Origin of the sequence: Maritimibacter sp., from assembly GCF_016774595.1 — a bacterium.
GTDB classification, from domain to species: Bacteria; Pseudomonadota; Alphaproteobacteria; order Rhodobacterales; family Rhodobacteraceae; genus Maritimibacter; species Maritimibacter alkaliphilus.
In genome coordinates, this window is sequence record NZ_JACBWT010000003.1 from 213,756 (window position 1) to 238,247 (window position 24,492).

General features: G+C 63.4%; 23 protein-coding genes. 10 read left to right on the plus strand and 13 right to left on the minus strand.

The annotated features are described in order from the left end of the window. Position 1: 1 nt before the first annotated feature. Entirely contained in the window at positions 2-676 is a 675-nt protein-coding gene (locus HOY44_RS21055) for a phosphatidylserine decarboxylase (protein WP_287437592.1), read from the minus strand. 497 nt (positions 677-1,173) lie between these two features. Further along, positions 1,174-1,464 (minus strand): WGR domain-containing protein, encoded by a 291-nt coding sequence (locus tag HOY44_RS21060; protein WP_287437594.1) that lies wholly within the window; start codon positions 1,462-1,464, stop codon positions 1,174-1,176. Positions 1,465-1,917: 453 nt separating this feature from the next. Here HOY44_RS21060 and HOY44_RS21065 point away from each other — a divergent pair, with 453 nt between their 5' ends. The 3 genes from HOY44_RS21065 (at position 1,918) to HOY44_RS21075 (ending at position 4,999) form a co-directional block, all read left to right on the plus strand. Continuing rightward, complete coding sequence (locus HOY44_RS21065; RefSeq protein WP_287437596.1) at positions 1,918-2,955, plus strand: PIN domain-containing protein; 1,038 nt, start codon at positions 1,918-1,920, stop codon at positions 2,953-2,955. A 306-nt stretch (positions 2,956-3,261) separates the two neighbouring features. Further along, positions 3,262-4,092 (plus strand): type IV toxin-antitoxin system AbiEi family antitoxin domain-containing protein, encoded by an 831-nt coding sequence (locus HOY44_RS21070; protein ID WP_287437799.1) that lies wholly within the window; start codon positions 3,262-3,264, stop codon positions 4,090-4,092. Continuing rightward, positions 4,082-4,999: a nucleotidyl transferase AbiEii/AbiGii toxin family protein gene (locus HOY44_RS21075; RefSeq protein ID WP_287437597.1), complete on the plus strand. Its 918-nt coding sequence runs from the start codon at positions 4,082-4,084 to the stop codon at positions 4,997-4,999. Before HOY44_RS21070 ends, HOY44_RS21075 begins: the two co-directional genes overlap by 11 nt. 119 nt (positions 5,000-5,118) lie before the next feature. Here HOY44_RS21075 and HOY44_RS21080 read toward each other — a convergent pair whose 3' ends face one another. The 6 genes from HOY44_RS21080 to HOY44_RS21105 form a co-directional block, all read right to left on the minus strand. Continuing rightward, on the minus strand, positions 5,119-5,694 hold the full coding sequence (locus tag HOY44_RS21080) for a PIN domain-containing protein (protein ID WP_287437599.1): 576 nt from the start codon (positions 5,692-5,694) through the stop codon (positions 5,119-5,121). Continuing rightward, positions 5,691-6,155 (minus strand): helix-turn-helix domain-containing protein, encoded by a 465-nt coding sequence (locus tag HOY44_RS21085; protein WP_287437601.1) that lies wholly within the window; start codon positions 6,153-6,155, stop codon positions 5,691-5,693. Before HOY44_RS21085 ends, HOY44_RS21080 begins: the two co-directional genes overlap by 4 nt. 415 nt (positions 6,156-6,570) lie before the next feature. Beyond that, on the minus strand, positions 6,571-7,185 hold the full coding sequence (scpB, locus tag HOY44_RS21090) for an SMC-Scp complex subunit ScpB (protein ID WP_287437603.1): 615 nt from the start codon (positions 7,183-7,185) through the stop codon (positions 6,571-6,573). A gap of 2 nt (positions 7,186-7,187) precedes the next feature. Then, the gene (locus HOY44_RS21095; RefSeq protein WP_287437605.1) at positions 7,188-8,072 is read right to left on the minus strand and encodes a DUF1403 family protein; all 885 of its coding nucleotides are present in this window, start codon (positions 8,070-8,072) and stop codon (positions 7,188-7,190) included. 326 nt (positions 8,073-8,398) lie between these two features. After that, positions 8,399-9,478 (minus strand): ParB/RepB/Spo0J family partition protein, encoded by a 1,080-nt coding sequence (locus HOY44_RS21100; RefSeq protein ID WP_008327481.1) that lies wholly within the window; start codon positions 9,476-9,478, stop codon positions 8,399-8,401. A gap of 3 nt (positions 9,479-9,481) precedes the next feature. Next, a complete protein-coding gene (locus HOY44_RS21105) occupies positions 9,482-10,879 on the minus strand; it encodes an AAA family ATPase (RefSeq protein WP_008327480.1) in 1,398 nt (465 codons plus the stop codon). Positions 10,880-11,394: 515 nt separating this feature from the next. Here HOY44_RS21105 and HOY44_RS21110 point away from each other — a divergent pair. Next, entirely contained in the window at positions 11,395-12,576 is a 1,182-nt protein-coding gene (locus tag HOY44_RS21110) for a replication initiation protein (protein ID WP_138424352.1), read from the plus strand. A 2-nt stretch (positions 12,577-12,578) separates the two neighbouring features. Here HOY44_RS21110 and HOY44_RS21115 read toward each other — a convergent pair whose 3' ends face one another. Then, the gene (locus HOY44_RS21115; protein WP_287437608.1) at positions 12,579-14,534 is read right to left on the minus strand and encodes an oxidoreductase; all 1,956 of its coding nucleotides are present in this window, start codon (positions 14,532-14,534) and stop codon (positions 12,579-12,581) included. Positions 14,535-15,003: 469 nt separating this feature from the next. On the opposite strand from HOY44_RS21115, the gene HOY44_RS21120 reads away from it, so the two are divergent. The 6 genes from HOY44_RS21120 to HOY44_RS21145 all read left to right on the plus strand — a co-directional run bounded on the left by HOY44_RS21120 (position 15,004) and on the right by HOY44_RS21145 (position 20,556). Next, complete coding sequence (locus tag HOY44_RS21120) at positions 15,004-16,173, plus strand: C4-dicarboxylate TRAP transporter substrate-binding protein (protein WP_008327678.1); 1,170 nt, start codon at positions 15,004-15,006, stop codon at positions 16,171-16,173. 144 nt (positions 16,174-16,317) lie between these two features. Next, positions 16,318-16,860 (plus strand): TRAP transporter small permease, encoded by a 543-nt coding sequence (locus HOY44_RS21125; RefSeq protein WP_050771922.1) that lies wholly within the window; start codon positions 16,318-16,320, stop codon positions 16,858-16,860. Further along, positions 16,857-18,161 carry a TRAP transporter large permease gene (locus tag HOY44_RS21130; protein WP_008327674.1) on the plus strand — a complete coding sequence of 435 codons (1,305 nt, stop codon included), beginning with the start codon at positions 16,857-16,859 and terminating at the stop codon, positions 18,159-18,161. Before HOY44_RS21125 ends, HOY44_RS21130 begins: the two co-directional genes overlap by 4 nt. A 31-nt stretch (positions 18,162-18,192) precedes the next feature. Further along, positions 18,193-19,107 carry an SDR family oxidoreductase gene (locus tag HOY44_RS21135; RefSeq protein WP_287437612.1) on the plus strand — a complete coding sequence of 305 codons (915 nt, stop codon included), beginning with the start codon at positions 18,193-18,195 and terminating at the stop codon, positions 19,105-19,107. Position 19,108: 1 nt separating this feature from the next. After that, on the plus strand, positions 19,109-19,912 hold the full coding sequence (locus HOY44_RS21140; RefSeq protein WP_287437614.1) for a sugar phosphate isomerase/epimerase family protein: 804 nt from the start codon (positions 19,109-19,111) through the stop codon (positions 19,910-19,912). Beyond that, positions 19,909-20,556 carry an EthD domain-containing protein gene (locus HOY44_RS21145; RefSeq protein WP_287437616.1) on the plus strand — a complete coding sequence of 216 codons (648 nt, stop codon included), beginning with the start codon at positions 19,909-19,911 and terminating at the stop codon, positions 20,554-20,556. The genes HOY44_RS21140 and HOY44_RS21145 overlap by 4 nt, the downstream gene beginning before the upstream one ends. Before the next feature lie 34 nt (positions 20,557-20,590). On the opposite strand, the gene HOY44_RS21150 is transcribed toward HOY44_RS21145, so the two are convergent. The 4 genes from HOY44_RS21150 to HOY44_RS21165 all read right to left on the minus strand — a co-directional run bounded on the left by HOY44_RS21150 (position 20,591) and on the right by HOY44_RS21165 (position 24,482). Next, entirely contained in the window at positions 20,591-22,273 is a 1,683-nt protein-coding gene (locus tag HOY44_RS21150) for an FAD-dependent oxidoreductase (protein ID WP_287437618.1), read from the minus strand. A gap of 106 nt (positions 22,274-22,379) precedes the next feature. Next, positions 22,380-22,937: a nuclear transport factor 2 family protein gene (locus tag HOY44_RS21155; protein ID WP_008327669.1), complete on the minus strand. Its 558-nt coding sequence runs from the start codon at positions 22,935-22,937 to the stop codon at positions 22,380-22,382. A 25-nt stretch (positions 22,938-22,962) separates the two neighbouring features. Then, a complete protein-coding gene (locus HOY44_RS21160) occupies positions 22,963-24,111 on the minus strand; it encodes a thiolase family protein (RefSeq protein ID WP_287437621.1) in 1,149 nt (382 codons plus the stop codon). Further along, entirely contained in the window at positions 24,108-24,482 is a 375-nt protein-coding gene (locus tag HOY44_RS21165) for a Zn-ribbon domain-containing OB-fold protein (RefSeq protein WP_287437623.1), read from the minus strand. Before HOY44_RS21165 ends, HOY44_RS21160 begins: the two co-directional genes overlap by 4 nt. Positions 24,483-24,492: the final 10 nt, after the last annotated feature.

Sequence of the window (24,492 nt, forward strand, 5' to 3'; positions counted from 1 at the left end):
CCTACCCTTCTGTTGGTTGCGTCAGCTCCGCGATCACGGATTCGCCCGCGATCATCGTCTGTCCCAGCGCGACGATCGGCTCGACCCCTTCTGGCAGGTAAACGTCAAGCCGCGACCCGAAACGGATCAGACCAAACCGTTCGCCGGTGGTCAGGGTATCGCCCACCTTCACGAAACACACGATGCGCCGCGCCACCAGTCCGGCGATCTGAACAACCGCCAGATTGCGCCCGTCCGTCATACGGATGCGCAGGCTGTTGCGCTCGTTGTCCACACTGGCCTTGTCGAGCGAGGCGTTGAAGAACTTGCCGGGGCGGTAGGCAATGGCAGCAATCTCACCCGTCACCGGCACCCGGTTCACGTGACAGTTGAACACGCTCATGAACACGCTCACACGCGTTAGCGCCACGTCCGGCATACCAAGCTCGACGGGCGGGACAGCCGGTTCGATCAGTGACACAATCCCATCCGCCGGGCTGACCACGACGCCCGGCCGTAGCGGCGTGACCCGCTCCGGATCCCGGAAGAAGTAATAGCACCAGACGGTTAGCCCGACGCCGATCCAGCCAAGAAACCCCGAGATCAGGAACAGACCCACCGTAACGACCACGAAGATCGCCACGAACCGCCGACCCTCGGGATGCATCGGCTTGATGAATGTGTCGCGCATGCGCATCGGCGAGGCTCCTCCGGGACGATACCGCGCAAGTTGATAGAGCTATGTCTTTGGAACGCAAGGGCTGCACACCCTTTGGCCACGGCATCGAAAAGTCCGCGAAGGCGTAAACAAGTGCCACGCTCTGCGCGCCCGACTTGGCGGAGCGATCCCCAAACTGTCCCTTGCTGGGCCGTGCCCCACGACTCGAACTCGAGCCTCGGCTATCCCAGGTCCACTGCCGCCCATAGCGCGCCGAGCGGCAGTGCGAAGTCAACGTCGCACATGGTGAGCTTCTCCTGAACTAGGTAGAACAGAAGACCTACGGTTCCACGTCCCCTTCACGGTCCGTCTTTGGCGAACCGTTTCTGGTGCTTGAAATCACCAGCAGTAACTTTGGTTGCCGCCTTTACTTCGATACCGACCAATCGATGACCTCCATCGATCAGGCTGCCGAGATACCGATCCAACGTCTCACGCTTGAGCTTGGCCCGTTTGGCAAAGTCCGGTGAATTGACCTAGATCGACGACCTCGATCCGTATCCACGTTTGCGTTTCACCGCTTCGCGAGCCCTCATTGCCGCCATCGCTGACTGCTCGTCTGGATGCCGTTCGATCAAGGATTGACCACGACGACCAATCCGTCCCCACTCCCGCACCACATCCACGCCGCCGAACAAATCCGGTTGCAGGCTAATGTGATAATATCGACGCATATTCAGCGCCTCATCGATACGTTTCAGGTCGACAGAGCATGACGAGCCGAAAGGCTCAACGCGGCATTCCACAATGTTGGGCGCATCGTCCATGCGACAACTCTAGCCGAAACGCCCTGTCGCTCCAATATGTTCGCCTTTAGTTCCAGATCATGCCAACTCGGTTCGGAAGTTGGATGAAGAGAAGACACAGCCCGGATGCACGCCGCCTGATTGGACCATGACCAAATGCGGGGCGCCATGGAGGATACATTGGGCCTTTACCTTTGCAGATGCGAGCGACGCAAAAGCACCTTCGCGTTCGGTGCCTAAATTGGCTGGGATCGGCCCAGGGCGGTCATTCGTCCTTTGAGCAGCGAATGGCAGAAAATGAGCCCAGGTTTCGGACGCCGCGTTGTGTTTGAATGGCGGCTTTTCACTAAGTGCGACTGCGAGATATACTAAATTGCCTGAAACCCAGGTCTGCAATCGAAAAGGCGTCTGATGAAGAAGTTCACGCCTGCGCCCGTGCTGACAAGCCAACGGTTGGTTTAGGGGGCAATGAGAATGGCAGTATCGCTCTACAGAGTGCTGATCGACACCAGCGTTTGGCTGGACATGGCGGGGAGCTATCGAGCTGCGCCACTGGTCCGCGCTCTTCATGAGATGTGTGACAATGCCCAACTCGAAATAATTGTGCCTGATATCGTCCGCGAAGAATTCGCCCGAAACAAGGATAGGGTGGCAACGCAATCCACGAAGGCCTTACAGTCCCACCTGAAATCGCTCCGTTACGCTCTGACAGGACATGCAGACCAAGACATCGCTAAGCAGGCGCTGGACGTTCTGCAGGGCATAGATTTTTCGAACGCTACTCAAGAGGGTGGCATCGTGGATCAGGTGCAGGAACTGATGGATCACGGCGAGAACATCAATGTCGAAACTTCCATTTTCCACCGGGCAAGGGCGGCAAGTCGCTCCCTGTATGGCGAAGCACCTTGCCATCGTGACAAAGGCAGTATCGCCGACGCAATCCTCTTCGAGGTCTATGACGAAATGCGACAGGAGCCTGTCAGGGATCACATCGCGTTCGGTTTCGCGACGACCAATCATACCGATTTTAGTGACCCCCGAGGTGACAACCGCACGCCGCATCCCGAACTTGCTCACGCCTTCGGTGATCGGTCACAATACATTTTGGACATTGGCAGGTTCGTCGAAGAGACAGACCCCGGCGCACTAGAACTGGGGGATTTCGAACTGGGATATAGCCCTGAATTCCGCACGTTGACGGAACTGACCGAGGCGGCGCACCTTCTTTACCAACAAGTCTGGTATAACCGACACATGAACCTTCGCTACCGCGTCGAACAGGGCCTTACGAAGGTCGTGCCTGAGTCTGACTATTCTCGAGGGCCTTACAGATCGGACCAGATACTTGATACCATCTGGGAAGAGGCACTTGCTGCTGGCAAGCGAACTCGTCAGGAGGTCGGAATAGCAAACCTCGGGCCATGGGATGATTTCGAATGGGGTATGTTGAATGGCAAGCTCTCCGCTCTGCGTTGGGTCTTGGGAGACGAATGGGACATGCTCGACACATGATTACACGGCGAAGTTCTGCGCCGTCCAGCCTGTTCAGAGCAGCGCGCTAAACCTCTACTTCTTGCGTATTACTGCCGTTCGTCCTGGGCGCAACGAAAGCTCAGTTCGTCTGCAGCGCAGACTTCGACACACAGCGCAGCGAATGACCGCTTCCCCCTCTACCCACCCAGCTTTATTGAGAGTGTCTGGGAGCTCACAGTCAAATTCTTTAAAAAGCTCCTATTTTGTCGATTTTTGATAGACTAATAGGAACATATCTACAGAGATTGGTGGCGCCATCTTTAAGAATCTGCCATTATGTCGTTTATGAGTGGACAAGAACACCAAAAAATAAAGAGCCTTCTTGAGGCTGTCCCCGCGGGGTTCCTCGTGGATTCCCCCTGGCTTGAGCGCCACAAAATAGGCCGGCGTTCGTCCTACGCCTATGTCCAGCGCGGCTGGCTGGAACGCCTCGGCCGAGGTATCTTCCGCCGCCCGGCACCAAGCACTGATGTCACGAACACGTTGGACTGGAAGACCTGCCTGCTCTCGCTTCAGCACATCATGCATTACCCTGTCCATGTTGGCGGAGTGACGGCACTGAGCCTGCAAGGATATGCGCACTATCTCTCGCTTGGTGATACGAGCACCGTCTCGGTCTACGGCGCAAAAATCCCAACTTGGCTCGAAAAACTGCCGCTCAACGCCCAACTCCGCACCCGAAACGTATCGCTGTTCTCCGATCCGGAGCTGGGCGTTGATGATGCACGGCATGGCATCAATCAGACAATATCGCCCCTGCCATGGGACTGGAGATTGGTGATGTCCTCGCCGGAACGCGCCATCCTCGAAGCGCTGGACGAGTTACCGGATCATGAAAGCTTTCATAACCTCGACATGGCGTTCGAAAGCCTGACGACGTTGCGCCCGAGGACCCTTTCGGCTCTTCTCAGCAGTTGCAAGAAGATCAAGGTCAAACGCCTGTTCTTCGTTTTTGCAGATCGCCACGATCATGCCTGGCGCAAGCGCCTCGATCCGGACGAATTCGATCTCGGCAGCGGCGACCGTGCCTTGGTCAAAGGCGGCAAGATACATCCGCGCTACCGGATCATGGTGCCCGAGGAGTTTGTGAGAAAGGAGCTTGGCGATGGCGCGTGAAGACTATGCCGCCCAAGTGGAGCTGCTCGTGCGCATACTCCCGTATGTCGCCAAGGAGCAGATATTTGCGCTGAAGGGCGGGACGGCTATTAACCTCTTCTATCGCGACCTGCCACGGCTCTCGGTCGATATCGATCTGACCTACCTGCCTGTCAAAGGCCGCGAAGAGAGCCTCGCCGAGATCAACGCGGCCATGCACCGGATTGCCGCCGCGATCGAGGGCGGCATCACCGGCGCCAAAACGCAGCGCATTGCCGGCGGTGGCGGCGGCGCCACGCGGGCTCTCGCGCGCCTCGGCACGGCCGAGATCAAGATCGAGACCTCCCCCGTCACCCGGGGCGTTGTCCACGATCCGGAACCACGCCAAGTCTCAGCAGCCGTCGAGGATGAATTTGGGTACGCCGAGATGAACATCGTCTCTTTCGAGGATCTGTTCGGAGGCAAGCTGCATGCGGCGGTCGATCGCCAGCACCCGCGCGATCTGTATGACGTGAAGTTGCTCTACGAGAATGAGGGCCTCACGGACGAGCTGTTCCGCACCTTCCTGATCTATGTGGCCAGTTCACCGCGCCCGCCGCATGAATTGCTGAACCCCAACCTGACCAATCTCGATCAGCCCTATGCGCGAGAGTTCGAGGGCATGACGAAGGAAACGGTCGACCTTGCGGAACTTCTCGCCACACGCGCCCGCCTAATCGGGGATATTCGATCCCGCCTCAATGATGACGCGAAAAGATTTCTGAGAACCTTGCATGAAGGTGAGCCGGACTTCCAAGCGATCGAACGCCCACAAGCCGCGGGGTTGCCCGCCGTCAGATGGAAACTGATCAACGTGAACAAGCTGAAGACAGGGAACCCCAAGAAGCATGCCGCCCAAGGGGAAGAGCTGGAGAGGCTCCTCGACTGAAGATGGATCGGTGATGACAGATTACCACGGACCGCTTAGCACGTCCGGCGGGGCTCAAAGTCGGCCACAATCGCCGAAAGTACTTCATGCCTGTGCTATAACATCCACCAGTCGTCTCCTCACAGGAACGACTGGTACTCGTCCATGAAGGTTGCAACCTGCAATAGGCCCTGCGCTTCTGACTTGTGAATCAAAGCCGCAACATCGAGCGCGGGGTTCTTGAAGCGCTCCCGCATGCGACGCAGGGCCAGAATGGCCTCCGAGGGATCCAGCTCGATTGTATCGGCGATGAAGTCGTCGGCGGAAATCGCCTGGATTGCGTGCGAGTCCAGAACCGCGGAAGGAAAGTCGGCAAGATTGTCCGTCACGATGACTGAAGCAGACGTCGCGATGGCCGCTGCCAGCACGTGGTTGTCGTTGGGGTCGGGCAACGCGAGCTTGTCTTCGAAGATTTCATAACCAGTTACCAAAGCATCAGGAAATGCTGCCTCGATTGCCGCCCTTTGCCGGGAACCATCGGTTTCGCCCTTGGTGATCTGGCTGATCGCTTTCTGGGTCTCGTCAAGGATGCGACTACTCCACCGAGGCCGGAACAAGCCGGCCTCGGCCAGGCTCAGGAGCATGTTTCTGCGAAGCGCTCCGCCAAGGACGCAAGCATCGAGGAGAGCCGTGAACCGATCTGCGTGTCGGTTCATACAAGACCTTCTTCCGCATCCATTGCAGCAAGGTCACTCAAAGCATCCGAGCGAGACGCATCACGCTTCTCCTTGTAGGCAAAGAGGTCGTCGGCACGAACACGGCGATGACGGCCGGTCTTCGCAAACGGAATCTCGCCTTCCTCGAGAAGCTTTACCAGGAACGGCCGGGACACATTGAGAAGGTCCGCCGCCTGCTGCGTGGTCAACTCTGACTCGACGGGAATCATCCGAAACCCGCGACCGCTCGAGACAAGCCGCAGCACTTCGAGTAGCGAAGCCGTCAAGGCCGGCGCAAGCGTCACGGTGCGAACTTCGCCGCCTTCCAGGGCGAGCGACAGCTTTGTCGGTTCGCCTTCCTTGATCTGGGAGGCGACAATCGCTCTGAGTTGTTCGGCGTTCTTGATCTCGACCTCGTCGGGCAAACGATCAAAGAACGCCTCTTTTCTGAGGGCGTTCATCTTCTCTCTCCGGTTCTCTCGTCTCGTGTTGGATATAGGCTATCCGTCATTCGAAACAATCGCAACACTCGAAATATTCGAAACTCGTTTAGATCGTGTAAACGGGTCACAGCATGCGAACACTGCATCGCTCTCACAGCGAAGCGACCAACACAGCATTCACCAGTTGCTCCAAGTGGGGAAGTTCGCGAAGGTCTTCCAGCCCAAAACAGACGAAGAACTGCTCGCGGGCGTACGCGACAACATCCTCTCGACCAGAATCGAGCAAGTGGACGTCTTCACAGGGATGCAACGATTATCACATTGAAATTGTGAGTATTTCTGGCTCTCCGCATGAAACGTTGCACTGCAGATGAAACGATAAGCAGAACGACAGAGTTTGCGTCAGGCATCGGCAACGGAGACCGGCAATGCGTCAGCTGAAATCGACTTGTGGTGCTTCCGCCAGAACCCCCGCATCCTCTAGCTGCTCCCGATCCGGAAGATCGAACAGGCTCTCCAAACCGAAGGCGACAAGGAACTGCTCCGTGGTAACGAAGGTATAGGGGGCCCCTCGCCGGGGTGACCTTGGCCCGGTCCCGATCAGGTCGCGCGCATGCAGTCGGCCGATCAGGTCGCGGCTGATCTCCTTGCCGAAGATGTCCTTCAGCCCGTCGCGCGTGATCGGCTGGTGGTAAGCGATGGCCGCCAGCACCGCGACGTCGAATTCACTCAGGTCGAGCAACTGGTCCTCAACATCCGCGGCGGCGCGGATCGAGGGCGCGTAGGCGGGTCGCGTCCGGAATATCCAGCCGCCAGCGACCTGCGCGATCTCGAAGGCCCGCCCTTCCAGATCGGCGGCGAGGTCCTCGATCAGCAGATCGACCGACACCCCCTGCCCCACTACACGGGCAAGATCTTCGCGCGGCACAGGGGAGGCAGAGGCGAAGAGCACCGCCTCGATCCGGCGCATCCATTCGCGCCAGCGCAGCTCCGGCGGCAGGTCGGGCAGCTCACGATCCAGTTCGGGGTCAGAGCGATCCTTCGCCATCGCTACACCCCGTAAAGCCGGAAGGTGTCGCGCCCGGTCAGCTCGCGCACCGCGCCGAGGTCGACGAGCCGATCGCAGAGCCGCCGCGCGGCGCGATCCGGCAAAGGCAAGGCAGACGGCGCCACGGCGTCCCGGGTCAGGAACATCTCGACCGCGTCGCCTGCCCCCTTGGCCCGGAGCTTGGGTGCGACCGCCTTCAGATGCGCCGCTCTCCGCGCGAGGTCGGCGACCTGCCGCACAGCCTCGATCGCCGACGAGATGAGTGCGCGATGACAGGCCAAGCGAAGGTCATCACCCTGCTTGCGCAGATCGGCGCGTTTCGGGCCCGCAGCCAGCAACGGCACAAGATGCTCCCAATCAAGCGCCTGAGCCAAAGCCGCGTCCGCAAGGATCAACGCTGCCAAATCGGCGCGCGGCACCTCGCGCAGCACCACCTCCAACACCATCGCGGCCCGGGTCACCGGCAACCCTTTCCCGGCATCGAGCCACGTGGCGATCTGACCCGGCTCGAAGGCCGGCAAGGCCCGACCCAGAGCCTTGATCGACACCGGCCGCTCCACCGCACGACGCCAGATATGGTAGGTTTCACCGGCCGGTCCCGGTAGATCGCCGGGACGCAGCAGGTGCACCGCATCGCGCAACTCCCCTGCCCGCTCCGACCGTCCTGAGAACGCGACGCAAGCCTCGGCCGCACGCAGCGCGAGCCGGTCCCGCAACAAGGCTTGGGGCACCTCCTCGCGTCCCAACACAAGATGCAGGTGGTTCAGCGCCGCGCCTGACAAAAACGCACCATCTTCAAGGGTTTCAGCACGCGTGGAGGTGACCCAGGCCGGCATCCGGGGTAACGTATCGACGTCTCTGATGTGATCCGGCCGGGCAAATGTCATGCTCAGACCCTACACTTCGGCGGCGCTTTTGTCCATTAAATGCCATTCAAACCGCCCCGCTCTGCGGGGCTGCGTTATGTCCAATAAGTCTGCGTTTTCAGGCGCCCCGCTAAGACGCCCTAGACCATGACAACGCCCCCCCCCGAAAGCGCCCTGCCGGACCGAGCTTCCGGGTCCGATACGCTTAACTGTCCGGACGGCCCGGACTCGCGGCCGCCCGGCCCGCTTCCTCGTCATCCTCACCCAGACAGCAGGTTTGAGAAACCAAAAAAGGCCCGCGCGATACGGGCCCTCTTCGTTAACCTTTGGTTTCGCCGCGAAACCTGTCAGGCGCGTGACAGTAGCCCCTCGACCTCCTGCGCGATGGTGCGCATCAACTCGCCGTTGACCCGCTCGCCCGACAGCCGCAGCACCCAGTCGGACCCGTCCTGCTCGACCTCGACCCGCACCCCGGCATCGGTCGTGCGGCTGCGCGTCGTGCTCCGCTTGGGCCGCCCGCCGCGCGACGGATCGACGGCTGCGGGGGTCATCGCCTCGATAGTCGACAGGATCACCTGTAGCTCATCCTCCGGCGTGTCGGGCGCGGCCTGCGCCAGCGCATCGCGTAGCGCCGCCTCCCCCCCCGACCGAAGCGCCGAGGCGAGTTTCAGCCCGTCCTTTTCACGCAGGCTTTCGGGAAAGACGAGCATGTCGCCCAACTCCTCGAAGATCAGCGCGAAGGACCGGATCTTGGACCGCTTGGCCTTGGACCCCGTCGCGAACAGCGCATCGACCGCCGCCTCGGTGTTGACGAACGCGCCCTCCTGCGCGGCCAGCACCGAAATGCGCCCGCGTTCGAAATGGCTCAGATCGGCGCGCACCTCGTTCTCTTCGACCATCGCCACGAAGGTGCCGCCCATGGCGCCGGGGTCGCGCACCACGGCCCGGATCGCGCCGTAGCGGTCCCCGCTCCACAATTCCCGCAGACTGCGCATCGCCATGAACCGGCGGTAGCCCGACAACAGGCCATACCGCTTTTCGCCGCCCGGCTCGGACCGCTCGAACACTTCGATCGGCAGGCGCAGACCATGCGATGCGATCGACCTTTTGAGTTCCTCCAACTCCTCGGCATCCATCGACATGCGGTCGCGGATCACGGCCATCTCGTCGATCTCGTCGAGCGGGATTTCCACGATCAGCCGCCCCGCCTCCTCGGCCTCGCGCAGCCGCTCCGCATCGGTCCGGTTGCGCGCGGCTTCCGCCCGCTCTTCGGTCGAGCGCAGATCGGCGGCCTGCGCGGTGTCGGCGGCCACCTGCGCGATGGGGGCCGACATCGGACCCTTGAGCGGTGTGTCGCGCTGGAACTCCGCTTCGAGCCGGGTCAGATCATCGGCGCTCGGCGCTTCGAGTTTACGTCGCTTGGCCATCTATCACGCCTCCTCGCTTTCCGCGTTTTCCATCTGTTGATCGCGCCACCACGACCCGAGGATCAGCGATTTGACCTCGGCCCACGTGCCGTCGAACGTCTCGCGCCCACGGACGTAAGTCTCGCGGTTGAAGTCCCGGTAGTCGGTCTCGTATATCCCCGATACCTGCTCGCCCGCCTGTCCGACCATTGCGGTCAGCTCCTGCCGGTAGGCGGTCATGAAGTCGCCGAAATAGGCTTGGATCACGTTCGCCAGATCGGCCTGCTGTCCGGCGTCGAACCGGGTGATGATGGCCCGGACGGCATCCCATTCGAACTGCATTTCCGGCAGATTGTCGCGCCGCCTGACCCGGTTCTCACCCTCCTCGATCGAGGCGAAGGTGGAATAGATCATGTCGAAGAACCGACCCGTCGAATCGAATTCAAGGAACGATGCCCCGAGCGGCACGAGCAGAATATCGGCGGCGGCCAGCGCGTTGATCGTGAGGTATCCGAGGGCAGGGGGCGTATCGAGCAGGATGATGTCGTATTCATCCAGCAGCCCCCCATCCTCCAGCGCGTTCTGGAGCGCATCCCACAGCGCCCAGGACCGGACCTGCATCCGCCAGACGGGCACCTGGAACTCGGCCCAGTACAGGTTCAGCTGCGCGCCGATCAGGTCGATGTTGGGCCAGTGCGTTTTCTGGACGAGGTTTCGCGGCGAAACCTGCATCGCCTCGGTCAGGCTTTCGTCGAACGGGTAGGGGGCCTGCCCGGAGCGTTCGCGCACCTCGTTCTCGGCCGTCAGCGTCTTGGCGAAATCGCGCGCGATCAGGGGGAAGGCGGTCATCCATTCGTCCTCGACCTTGCCGCCGAGGATCGAGGTCATCGACCCCTGGCTGTCGAGGTCGATCACGAGCACCTTGTAGCCGTCGAGCGCCGCGCTCATCGCCAGATGGGCGGCGGTCGAGGTCTTGCCGACCCCGCCCTTGAAATTCGCGACCGCCACAACCTTGGCCGGAAGCCCCTCGGGCCGCCACGATTTGTAGGCTTTGCCGGAGGCGCCCTCGGTGGCGAAGTGGTCGCGAATCTCCATCACCTCTTCCAGCGTGAACCACTTCGCCCCCGCCTCGCCCTCGCCCTGTGGAAGATCGGGGTTGGCCTTCAGCACACGCCGCAGATGGGCGGCGGCGACGGGGATCAGGTAGCGGGTGATTTCCCAGATCGAGAACTTGCGGAGCCGTTTGTTGCCGTCGGGCGCATAGCCGCGTTTGGCGAGGTCGTCGCGTCCGCGCATGGCGAAGGCGGCGGCTTTTGCGAATCGGGACGTCTCGATAGGATCGGCCAGACGTTTCGCGGCGAAACCCGGATCGATGTTGAAGTAGGGGGGGAGATCCTGTTTGCCCGGAGATTTTGGTGCCATGAGTGCCTCTCAATGTTCGCTATTTCCTGCGATATCGTGGAAACTATCGCACATGCCGGGGCACAAGTGAATCGGTTTGGATTGTGCATCGAAAAATCCTGAAGAATTCAGAAAGCACAGACCGTCCCGTTTAGGTTTTCTTTCAGAACTTTAAAGACTTTGACCGAAGGAAATGACGATTTACCAATGCCTTACGGCCAAAAGCGGACCTGAATACGGGTCGAAGGGCGCCTGAGATCGGGATGAAAGGCACCCGGATACGGGAGGAGGGACTCCGATTCGCAGGGCAGGGGCAGCGATTCGTTCGGAAACAAGGGTTTTCTGCCGTATTAGGGCCTTTTCCAACTCCCGCGCCCGGACTTGTCCACAGCCCCGTCCCGTAAGCGGGTCCCTTTCGCCCGTGGCACGATCCGTCAGGAACCCGGATACGGGACGGACCCATAGGTGCCAAGAGCAGACTTGATCGCGGGTGCCTTATCGCGGAGACTGAAAAAAAAGAACGAGCAGGTGACAGTATGGACGAGATTGCGCGGGATCGGCTGACCGGATCCCTCAGACGCGGGGCCGTGAAGAAACACGTGGCGGCCATTCACGTGTCGGGAAAACTGACTCTATTACAGAGGAAATTGAGCAATGTGCTGCTGCTCAACGCCTATGACACACTGACCACCAGCCGCCGCCACCAGATCGACGCGCGCACGCTGTGTATGATGATCGGCTACAACTCCAACGATTTCGACACGCTCAAGGATAGCCTGCGCGGGCTGGCCGAGACGGTGGCGGAATGGGACATGCTGGATGAGCAGGGGCGGCAGGAGTGGGGCGTGTCCTCGCTTTTGTCCTATGCCAAGCTCAAGGGCGGGATCTGCGAATACGCCTATTCCGACGCGCTGGCCGAGAAGCTGCACGATCCGAAAGTCTTTGCGCTCATCAACCTGAACATCCAGCGGCGATTCACATCGGGTCACGCGCTGGCGCTTTATGAGAACTGTTACCGCTTCGTGCGGACGGGGAGCACGGGGTGGTGGTCGCTCGATCTGTTCCGGCGGCTCATGGGGGTGGCCGACAGCGCGTATTACGAAAGCTACAAGCACCTGAACGCGAAGATCATCAAGCCGGCGGTGGCCGAGGTGAACAAGACGTCGAACATCATCGTCACGCCGGAGGTGAAGAAGATGGGGCGGCAGGTCACCGACATCCGGTTCCTGATCGAAGAGAACCCGCAGCTTGCGATCCTCGATCTGGACGACGGCGAGGGTATCCGGAATGGCCCGGTCTATCGGCGGTTGCGCGACCTTGGGGTGAGCGACCGGCTGGCGCGCCAGTGGATCGCGGAACATGGCGAGGCCTATGTGACGCGCAAGGTCGATTACGTCGCCGGGCAGGACGGGGTGCGTGACCCGGTGCGGTATCTGTCGGCGGCGCTGAAGGCGGATTACGGCGGAGAAGGGCAGGGGGCCGCGACCCCGGCCCCGTCGAGCGAGCGGGCACGGCGGCTGGCCCGGATCAAGGCCTTGGTCGAGGGGCGCACGCCGACGCAGCGGGATGCGGACAAGCGCATGTTCCTGTCGCGGCTCGACGGTGCGGCGCGCGACGATTTCGAGCGGCACGGCTGGATGAGCGCGCTGAACGCGGAACGGATCGCGGCGTTCTGGGAGGAACTCGTGCCGGGGGCCTTCGAGGAGGACGCGGTGTAGACTCAGATCAGGCAGGCGTTTTCAAAGGCCTGACGCGTGGCGTGCAGGATGCGGTTCGGCACATAGGCGTCGCCGAAGATCCTCACCTCGGGGCCTTTGCCGCTCAGGGCATCATAGAGCCCGGCATCGGGGGTGCCGCCGCAGGCCAGAACCACGGTGTCGAAATCCGTCATCTCGCTTTCCACGCCGGAATAGACACATTTCAGCGTGAGTTTGTCGGGAGCGATCCCGGCCACGCGGGTCATGACGGTGAATGTCGCGCCCTGTCCGGTGAGTTTGCCCAGAATGCCACCGATGGAATACTTGCCGACGCCGGGGGCGACGCCCGGTGTCTGATAGATGACCCGGACCGAGCAGCCGCGTTCGAGAAGCGCGCTGGTCACGGTCAGGGGCTGCATGTGATCTTCGCGCGCGATGACGACGACGTTCCGGCCCACGTCGGCGGTGCCCATCAGCACGTCGCGCCCCTCGACCACGAAGGGCGCATCGACGCCCGGGGCGTCGAGGCTTCGGGGCCGGGTGCCGGTGGCGAGCAGGACCACATCGGGCGCGTCCGCGAGGATCGTGTCCGCCGTCGCCTCCTCCCCCAGTTTCAGGGTCACGCCCGCTTCGGTGAGGCGCGCGGTCTGGTGGTCGATGAAGGCGAGGTAGGCCGCGTTTTCCGGCACCGTGCCCGCGACGCGCATCAGGCCGCCAAGCTGGGGCGCGCGGTCCCAGAGCGTGACGTGATGCCCGCGCTCGGCGGCGACGGCGGCCGCCTCCATCCCCGCCGGGCCGCCGCCGACTACGGTGACGCGGCGCGGTGTCGGGGCCGGGGCGGGGGCCGGCTCGGCCTCGCGCCCCGCGCGGGGGTTCACGGAGCAGCCGAAGGGCAGGCCGTCGATGGCGGCGGCGTGCAGGCAATCGTTGCAGCCGATGCAGGGGCGGATGGTGTCCGATGCCCCCGCGTGGGCCTTGGCGACGAAATCCTCGTCGGCGAAGAACGCGCGGGCGATGGAGACGACATCGGCGTGACCCTCGGCCAGCACGGCTTCGCCCGCCTCGGGGTCGCTGACGCGGCCCCCGTAGATGACGGGGATCGACAGCGCCGCGCGGAACTTGCCCGCCATGTCGGCCCACTGGGCGGGGCCGAAGACGTGCGGCTGGACATAGCTGGGGGCGCCCCAGTTGTTGCCGATCACGCAGTGGAGGTAGTCGATATGACCCGACGCCTCGAACGCCTGCGCGATGCGGATGCCTTCGGCGAGGTCGTAGCCGCCCTCGAAAAACTCGTCCATGTTGAAGCGCATCCCGATGACGAAGCTGGGGCCGGTGACGGTGCGCATGGCGGCGAAGGCTTCCATAGGGAAACGCAGGCGGGCGTCGAAGTCGCCGCCGTAGGCATCGGTGCGCCGGTTGGTGTAGGGCGAGATGAACAGCTGCATGACGTCTTCGTGGTTCGCGTGCATTTCCACGCCGTCGAACCCGGCCGCTTCGGCCTCGGCCGCGGTAAAGGCGTATTCGTCGATGGTGCGCTGGATCTCGTCATAGGTCAGGATGTGGGTGGGCTGGTTGTTGGTGTAGTTGGCGAGCACGCCCGAGGCCGAGTGCGGCTGCGCGCCCTGCATGATGATCTGGGCGGTGACGGCGGTGCCCTCGGCGTGCATGTCGTCCGCGAAGCGCGAGAACACGTCGCGGAAGTTGGGCTTGCGCATGGTGCCGCGCTTGACCGCGCCGAGGCCGGAGAGGCGCAGGCCCTGCGGCAGCATCCCGTTGTCGATGAAGGCGTTGACCCCGTCCATCCAGCCCAGCCCGGCGCGCGCGCGGGTGAGCCAGTAGGCGGCGTATTTGGCGTATTCCCGCTCGGACACCTGCGGATCGGCGATGATGCGGCCGTGGGGCGGGGCCATGATGCGATTTCGCAGCGCCATGTCGCGGATCTTGAGGGGGGCGAACAGGTGGGGGAAACGGGCGGTCATGAGCGGGCCTTTTCGGGTCTTTCAGGGGGTGCCGCGATGCCCCGAACCGAGACCGAGCCGCGCCCTGCGTGTGTAATTATCCCGCTCATGTGTATTTTTGGAATGGGAGTCTGTCTACACTTTGCACAGCTCCCGAAATGCGCGAAACTCGGGATGCGGTCACGGGCCGTTTCGCGCTAATGGCGCTTTTCAAAGTGATTCTGAGCGAATCTCGGTGCCCGTCCGTCGCGATTTTTTCGCGCGTTGCGGGGCCGTCGATCCGCCGCAGGCCCCCCAAAAACACCAAAATCGCACCAGATTGTGCATATGGAAGAGATTTATATATACACAATGGAAAGTTTCGGTAATGCTATCGGGGCAGACGACTGGCGCCCGAAGCGGTCAAGGTCGTTGTGGCGGGTGGAGGAGACCTGCCGCGTGACATAACGAAGGTCGGTCGGGCGAAGGTCCGACCCATTGGGAGGACAACATGACACTCATTCAGGACTTCAAAGGGTTTTCCGGGCTCAAGGGCGCCGCGGTCGCGGGTCTCGCGCTGGGTGCGCTGACCGTGGGCGGGGCACAGGCGCAGACGTTGCGCCATGCCGTCGGCCTGCCGGAAACCAGCTACAACTACGACGCCGCCGTGGCGTTCGGCGAAGCGATCGAAGCCAACACCGATCTCGAAATGAAGGTGTTCGCGCTGTCGCTTCTCAGCCTTGCCGAGATGTCGGGCGGTATCCGCGACGGTCTGGCCGACAGCGGGTTCACGCTGTTCCCGTATTTCCCGGCGGAATATTCGGAAATGAACCTGCCCGCCGACCTGTCGCTTCTGGCGATCTCGGACCCGGACACCAAGTGGCCCGGCCCGGCGGTCATCGGCGCGTCGATGGAATACGTGATGCTGAACTGCCCCGACTGTCAGGAGCAGCTCAAGGGTCTGAACTCGGTCTATCTGAACGGGGCCGCCGCCGTTGAATACGGTCTGGTCTGCAACAAGCCGGTGAAATCCATCGCCGACCTCGAAGGTCTGAAGGTGCGCACGGGTGCCGCCGATCAGGGCCGTTTCGCGGATTACTTCGGTGCCGTGCGCGTGGCGCTGTCGGGCAACGAAATCTACGACGCCCTTTCGACCGGCAACGTGGACTGCTCGTTCAACCAGGGTGAGAACCTCGTCGGCCTGCGTTACATCGAGATCGCGGATCACTTCACCACCGGCATCATGGGGTCCATGTTCGCGGGTCTCGCCACCACGATGAACCGTGACACCTGGCAGGGTCTGTCGGAAGAGAACCGCCGCGGCATCCTGACCGCCGCCGCCGTTCAGCCGATCGTGAGCTGGATCCTGAACAAGGAGCGCAACATCTCGGCCATCGAAGAGTTCCGCGCCGCCGGCAAGAACGTCTACGAGGCGTCGGCCGAGGATCAGGAAAAGATCGCCGAATTCATCGCCCAAGACCTTGAGGTCGTCCGCGCCGAATACAACGAGAAGTATGGTCTCGAAAACGTGGACGAGAAGATCGAGACGGTGACGGCCCTGATCGAGAAGTGGAAGGGTCTGACCAACGAGATCGACGTGATGGAGCAGGAGCCGTTCATCCAGCTTTACCTCGACGAGATCATGTCGAAGGTCGACGTCGCCTCCTACGGCATGGATTGATCCAAGCGGGCGGGCGCCTGACCGGGCGCCCGCCGTCTTCAAACCCGGAGGGGCCGCCATCGGTGGCCCGTCCCTGACCAACCCCAGAACAGGCCCCGACCGCATCCCGGTACGGGGCGGAGGCGAACCGGCAAGATGAGATCCGTGCTGAAAGTCGTCGACGCCATCACCCTTGTCCTGAGCATTCTGGCCGCCTTTGCGATCGTCATCATGATGGTTCAGGTCACGCTCGACGTGGTGATGGAGTTGCTCTTCAACAAACCGCTGCCCGCGACCCTGACACTGGTCGCCAAGTATTACATGCCGATGGTGACGTTCCTGCCGCTGGTCTATGTCGAACGGCTGAACCAGCATGTCGCGGCGGACGTGGTGACCCAGTTCCTGCCGATGCGGGGCCAGAAACATCTGGCGGGATGGATATTCCTGTTGAGCGCGGCGGTCTGTGCGCTGCTCACCTATGCCACCTGGGTCGAGGCCGTGGACAAGTTCCACACCGGGTCTTTCGCGATGGAGCGCAACATGAAGGTGCCGATCTGGCCCGTCCGGTTCGCAGCCCCTGCGAGTTACGGGCTGCTCACGCTGCTCTTCGTGCTCAAGTTCATCGCCTACATCGCCCGCAGCACTGCATTCGAAGACAAGCGGCATCCGTTTCCCGGCTTCACCGCGACCGGAGGGTATGACGAATGACCGACGTTCAGATTGGCCTTGCCGGGATCGGCATCCTGCTGTTCCTGATCGCCATGCGCGTGCCGATCGCCATCGCGCTGTTCACCGTTCCTTTCGCCGGCATCTACGCCATGTTCGGCTGGCGCCCGGCCTTCGGCGCGCTGAAGGTCATCCCCTTCGATTTCGCGGCGAGCTGGGAGCTGTCGTCGATCCCGATGTTCCTGTTGATGGGCTATCTGGCCTATCACTCCGGCATCACGGCGGGGCTGTTCGATGCCGCGAGGGTCTGGCTCGCGCGATTACCGGGCGGACTTGCGGTCGCCAGTATCTTTGGCGCGTCCGGGTTCGCGGCGGTCACCGGGTCGTCGGTCGCCACGGCGGCGGCGATGGGCCGGATCGCGGTGCCGGAAATGCTCAAGCATGGATACGATCCGCGTCTTGCCACCGGGACGGTGGCGGCGGCGGGCACCATCGGGGCGCTCATTCCACCAAGTATCCTGCTCATCCTTTACGGCATCATCGCCGAGGTTCCGATCAACAAGCTGTTCCTTGGCGGGGCAGGGGTCGGCCTGTTCTCGGCCTTCGCCTATGTCGTGCTGGTGATCGGCTGGGCGACGCTGAAGCCCGAGGTCGCGCCGCGGTCGGACGAGAAGCATTCGCTGCGCGAGAAGTTCACCGAATTGCGCAAGGTGGCGCCCGCGCTGCTTCTGGCCTTTCTCGTGTTCGGGGGCCTGTTCGCGGGCCTGTTCACGCCGACCGAGGCCGGGGCCGTCGGCGCCGCGCTGTGCGTGCTGATCGCGGCGGGGCAGCGCAAGCTCACCTGGCGCAACTTCATCACCTCGGTGGCGGAAAGCTTTACCACCACCTCGGCGCTGCTGTTCATCGTGATCGGGGCCAACCTCTTGGCGCGGTTCGTCGCGCTGTCGGGTGTGGACAGCTACATCTCGGACGTGATCGCCTCAATGAGTTCGTCGACCTACCTGTTCCTTGCGGGCGTCGTCATCATCTACCTGATCTTGGGCATGTTCCTCGAACCCACGGGTGCGATGATCATCACGCTGCCCATCGTGCTGCCGGTGGCGGCGACGCTGGGGGTCAATGAACTCTGGTTCGGCATCTTCCTCGCCAAGCTCCTGGAGGTGGGCATGATTACGCCACCCATCGGGCTCAACGTCTTCGTGCTGAACGGGGTCGTGGGGAAAGTGTCACTGGGGCAGATCTTCCGTGGCACGGCCCGGTTCATCGGGGCGGACATGGTGGTTCTGTTGCTGCTGGTGCTGATGCCGGGGATCGTTCTGTATCTTCCGAACCTCTTGAACTGACCCGCGCCGGAGGGCGCGAAAGGAGGCCGATATGAAAATCGCCGTGTTTTCCGCGACCGGGGATCAGGGGATCGCGCAGGTGCGCGAGGCGGCAGCGCAGGGGCACGAGGTCACCGCGATCTCGCGCAACCCCACGCGGGCCAATCTGCCCGAGGGGGTCACGCCGCTGGCCGCCGATTACGGCGACCACGACAGCCTGCGCCGCGCGATGGCGGGGGCCGAGGCGGTGCTTCTGAACCTGCCGTCCACGTCGTTTCAGGCGGCCGAGCCGCTGCTGGCCGCCGTGCGCGTGATCGCGGAAGCGGCGGCGGCGTCGGACACACTGAAGGTGCTGGTCTTCAACACCTCGATGCCGGTCCCGGCGGAGCGGATGGGGATCGCCGCGCAGGACGCGCGGCTTGAGATGCGCGAGATCCTGATGGAAAGCGGTGCGCCGGTCATCACGATGCAGCCGGTGGTCTATATCGACAATCTTCTGCAAGGCTGGGCCTGGCCGTCGATCGAGCGGGACAACCTTTTGTATTATCCCCATGCCGAAACGCTGGACGTGTGCTGGATCAGCCATGCCGATCTGGGCAAGCTGATGGTGGCGGCGGCAAAGCGGCCCGATCTGGCGGGGCGCATCTTCGATCTGGGCGGGGCCGAGGCCATTCGCGGCCCCGATCTGGCGCGGCGGCTGTCCAAGGTCTGGGACATGCCGCTTCGGTTCGAAAGTATGCCGCTGGATACCTGTGGTGAAATCATGGCCGAGGTGTTCCGGGGTGTCGCGACGCTGGACGCCGATGTGCTCGCCCGCGAAATGACCAAGAAATACGCGTGGTACAACGATCCCGACGACAAGCCGTTTTTCGTCGATATGGGGCCGGTGCTGAAAGAGCTGCCGGTGGAGATGACCAGCCTCGAAGATTGGGCGGCACGTCAGGTGCTGCCCGCGCGGGCGGGCTGAGATGGAGCGGCTTTCCCTGCATCAGCTCGTGGCGATCACGGCGCAGCCGGAAGAGATGGTCGAGATCGCGGCGAAGCTGGACTGTCCGACCGTCACGCTCTTTGCGCAGCACAGCAAGAACAGCGGCGCGCCTTATGTCGAAAGTGTCGAGCGGGCGCGGGCGCTGAAAGCGAAGGCCGACGATCTGGGGGTCGGGATCTACAGCCTCGAGGTGTTCGGGCTGGGGCCGGACGGGATCACCGACGACCTGCGCACCGGGCTTGAGGTCGGCGGCACGCTGGGGGCCAAGTGCCTGACGGTGGTGATCGGGGACGACGATCTTTCCCGCGCGCAGGACACGCTGGCGGCGTTCGTGCCCTTGGCCGAGGCGCATGGGATGTCGCCGCATGTCGAATTCCACGCCTTCGGCAGGATCACCACCTATCCGCAGTTGTGCGAATTCCTGAGCGGGGTCGATGCGGCCACGGCGATCAGCGCGGACGTGCTGCATTTCTACCGCAACGAGGGCGGAATAGGGTCGATGTCGCAGCCCTGCGCGGTGCCCATCGGCCATGCGCAACTGTGCGACGGGCCGCTGGAGCGGGCGCGGGACGAGTGGCTGTTTGAAGCCGTGAACGACCGGAAAATTCCCGGTGAGGGGGCGTTCGATCTGATCGGGTTCCTGCAAGCCCTGCCGCGCGACGTGCGCATCGACGTGGAGGTGCCGACGGAGACGGCACGCTTTCCGAACGGCACGCATTACGAACGCTGCGAGGCGGTCATGTCCGCTGCCCGCCGCATCCTGAACCAAGCGGGGGTCGCATGAGCGAGACGAAAGCGAACAAGCGGGTCGTGCTGATCGGCGCGCGGGACGGGATGACCCCGGCCGAGTTTCACGCGCACTGGTCCGGTCCGCACGCCGAGATCGCCAAAGACCTGCCGGGTCTGAGCCATTACGTGCAGAACCACGTGATGCGCACGCTGTGGCAGGGCGGCGGGGCCGAGGATCGGTTTCTGGGGATTCCGGAAGTGATGTTCGCGGACCCCGACCGGCTTCATGACACCATCGAGACATGGCCCCGGCGCGACGAGTTGAAAGAGGACGAGGCACGGTTTCTGGGCGCGCGGATCGGGAACTGGGTGGCCCATGCGGAAGACGCGCCGCCCATCGGACACCGCCGGATCATCGTGCTTTTGACCGGGGTCGGCGAGGCCGGGGTGCAGGCGGCGGTCGAAGCGATCGGCGCGGTCGCGCCCTGTCACGGCGAGCGGGTGGTGGACAGCGAGCCGGGCGGCGTCGACTGGATCATCTTCGTGGAGCTGTCGCCGGAAGGGCAGGGGGCCGAGGCGGCGCAGGCGCTGCTGGCGGCGGACGGTCCGGTCCTGTCGCATGTGACGGGGGTCGGTGGCACGGGGCTTGCCTATCTCACCTATTCTCAGGTCAACCGGCTGCCCTTCGACGTGATGTGACCCGCGCCGGTTTGTCCGGCACGGGTCGGCGCGGTCAGTTCGCGCCCGTGATGTCGCGCGACACGAGGTAGGCCATCGCCAGCCCACGCCCCAGCGCGATCCCGCTGTTATAGCCGGTGCCGGAAACCGTCTGCGCGGTGCAGGAGCCGACGGCGTGCAGGCCGGGGATGGGTTTGCCGTCCTCGGACAGCACCCGGCCCTCGCCATCCACATGGATGCCGCTGTTGCCGACCGAGGCCGCGACGAAGCGCAGTTTCATACCGTGGAAGGGCGGCTTTTCGATGGTGCCGAGCACCGGGTTCGGCTTGTTGTTCGGGTCGCCGTAGAAGCGGCGGACGAATTCCTTGGTGCCGCGCCCGAATTCCGCATCGTTGTCGGCGGCGACGTAGCCGTTGAAGGTCTCGGCGGTCTGCGTGAGCCCCTCGGGGTCGATCCCCAACGCCTCGGCCAGCTCGGCCAATGTGTCGGCGGTAGTCACGATGCCCTCGGGGTAAGGTTCGCCCGGCGGGGTCATGCCCAGCCCGTATTTCTGGTGGCTCTGTTCATCGAAGATGAGGAAGAAGGGCAGGTTTTCGTCCCGGTTGCTCATGGTCTTGTCGGCCACGTCCGGCCAATAGCTGTCGTCGCAATACCGCTTGCCCGCCCGGTTCACGATCATCGTGTGCGGCATGGCGGTGTCGGGGCCATACGAGAAGCCTTCGTTATAGTCCGACTTCCATCCCGGCTGCATGGTCTGGGCGGTGGGGGGCAGGTTCACGGTCGCGCCGCCGACCTGACGCACCAGCTTGATCCCGTCGCCGCGCAGGGTCTTGGGGCCGACACTGCCCCACTGATCCGGCTCCAGCCCGACGAATTCGCGCACCAGATCGGGGTCGTTGTCGAAGGTCGAGGTGGCGAGGACCACGGGGCCGTCGAATTCCGCCTCGCCGTCGTCGGTGGTGGCGATGGCGCCAGTCACGCGGCCATTGCCGTCATGCTTGAGGCCCGTGACGCGGTGCTTGAGTTTGATCGTGATTCCCGGCTCGCGCGCCACGCGGGCAAGGAAGCTGGCGACGACGCCGGTGCCGAAGGTGAGAACGTCGGGCATGTCCGACCCCGCCGGTTCGGCATCGCGTCGTTCGGACTGGCCGAAGCCCTGCATCTGCTTCGGCTCGGCGTCCTCGTCCTTCATCACCGACTGGCGGCGGCCCTTCGCGAAGAGTTCCGCGTAATCGGTGCCGACCGGGAAATAGGGGCTGACGAGCAGCTTGTCTTTCCATTCGCCCAGCTCATCCGAGGGGAAGGGGACGTTGGTCAGGTAGCGGCCAGCGGGGCGGGCCCCGTCGGAGGCATTGAAGTAATCGGCAAGGCCGGGGATGACGGCCCATTTGATCGCGCCCACATCCTCCCAATACCGGATCGCGTCGGGGGCGGTGTCGATCCAGCGCTTCATCGCGGCTTCGTCCAGAAACTCGGGGTTCCGGTGGGCTATGGCGCGGATGTATTTTTCGGCCAGTTCCTTGGTGTCGCCTTCGATCCCTTCGCGTTCAGCGACGTGGTTCGCGCCCGCCCAGACTTGCCCGCCGGAATAGGCGGCGGCCCCGCCCATCTTTTCCCCAGCTTCGAGGATGGTCACGGCGCGGCCCCGTTGCGCAAGGCCAAGGGCGGCGGCGAGGCCGGAAAGGCCCCCGCCCACCACGACGGCGGGCTCACGGTGTTCGGAATGGGTCTGGGTCATACTGGCTTTCCTGAAAATATCCCGCAGCACGCAGGGTTTCGCCCGCCCGACCGAAAACGGGTCAGGCGGTGGTCAATCGTTTCACGCTGTGGGGCGCGGGGCCGGGTCAGGCGTTTTCGTAGTGCTTGGCCCAGGTGTTGTAGCAGTCGAACGTCTCGGGGTAGTCCGCGTCGCGCTGATCGCCGTAGGCGCGCATCCGTTTCTTCGATCCGAGCGCCTCGGCGTATTCATGGACCGGCACGTAGTAGAGGAACTTGAGCGTGCGGCTGGAGAACTGCCAGACGCCGTTCACGCGCTGGTAGGTGTCGTCGTAACGCAGGCTGCCGACGAGGGTTTCGCCGTTGCGGTGCGCCTCGGCATGGCAGAAGCATTCGCCGGTGGCGCGGTCCGGGTCGTTTTCGTCGAAGGTGATGATGTTGTCGTGGGTCCAGTGGACCGAGATGGCGAGCACTTCGAAGCGCTTGCGATACATGTCGAGCACGCCGTCGCGGCCGATCCCCTCCATCATGCCGTCTTGGGATTTCACCACGGCATCCTCGGTGAAGATCGAACGCAGAAGCGGCACGTCGCGGTCGTCGCAGGCCTTGCAGTACTTTGCGATGAGTTCGAGGATCTCGTTGCGGCTTTCAAGCCGGTCGATCCGTTTCAGAATGTCTTGATCCATGTCTTTCCTCCCTGAAAGCGCTGGGTCACGCGGTGTCGGGCGACCCGAAGATAAGTGTGGCTTGGCTCGACAGCACACCGCCGTTGCCGTGGCTGACGGCGATGTTCGGGCTGCTGAGTTGGCGGTCTCCGGCCTCGCCCCGCAACTGGCGGACGGCTTCGACAATGGTGAACAGGCCGTACATGCCGGGGTGGCAGCAGGACAGCCCGCCGCCGTTGGTGTTGACGGGCAGGGCGCCGCCGGGGGCGATGGCGCCGGACGAGACGAAGCGCCCGCCTTCGCCCTTGGGGCAGAACCCGAGGTCTTCGAGGAACAGGATCGTGTTGATCGTGAAGGCGTCGTAAAGCTGAACGCAGTCCACGTCGTCGGGTGTGATCCCGGCGGCCTGCATCGCCTGCGGGCCGGTGATCGCGGCCCCGGTGACGGTGAGGTCGGGCATCGCCGCGATTTCCTTGTGCGTCACGGTCTGTGCGCCGCCCAGAAGCGGGATCGGCGCCCGGGTGTCCGCCGCGCGGTCGGCGCGGGTCATCACCACGGCGGCGGCCCCATCGGTGACGAGGCAGCAGTCGCGGGCGGTGAGCGGCGTCGAGATCATGCGTGCGGAGAGCACGTCGTCGAGCGTCATGTCGCCCTGCCGGAACGCCTCGGGGTTCTTGTTGGCCCAGGCGCGGGCGGCGAGGGCCACGTGGGCAAGGTCTTCGCGGGTCGTGCCGAAGTCGTGCATGTGCCGGTTCGCGGCGAGCGCGTAGCCGCCCACAGGCATCATCGGACGGTGCGGGGTTTCATAGACGGACGACCGGAGCGCCGAGACCAGCCCGCCCGAGGCGGTGCGCTGATTCGAGCCGTAGGTGATGAGCGCCACGTCGATCATCCCGGCGTCCAGCGCGAGCGCGGCGTGGATCGCGTGGCACAGGAAGGACGAGCCGCCGGTGCGGTTGTTGTCGGTGATCTTGGGCTGGATGCCGAGGTATTCGGCCAGCGCAAGGCCGCCGAGGAAATCGTCGGGCAGGGCGGTGAACAGCCCGTCCACCTGATCCAGCGTGATCCCGGCGTCGTCCAGCGCGAGATGCGCGGCCTGTGCCGTCATTTCCATCGACGACCAGCCGGGGCATTCGCCCAGCCCGAAGGTGGACGCGCCGACGACGGCGGTGCGGGCGCGGGGAAAGCCGGTCATGCGCCCGGCCCGGCGGGTTCAAAGATCACATGCGGCGTGTCGGCATCCGCGATGATGCGGGCCTGCACGGCATCGCCGATGGCGACCGCATCGGCCGCGACCCCGGTCATCTGCGAGAGCATCCGCCCGCCTTCTTCCAGATCGACGAGAACGATGGCACGCGCCTCGGCGTCGCGTTTCTGCTGGATCGTCACCGCATGGACGGTGCCGCGCCCGGACATTTCGGCCCAGTCGCCAAGCGGCGTGCCGGTGCCCGGCATCCGCAGGCGCGGCGGAAACACGGCGCGGCCCGAGATCGGATCGCGTTGCAGCATGAACCGACCCTCGGACAGGTAGGCGAGAAACTGGGCCTCGGTTCCGGTATCGGTCATGGGGTGTCCC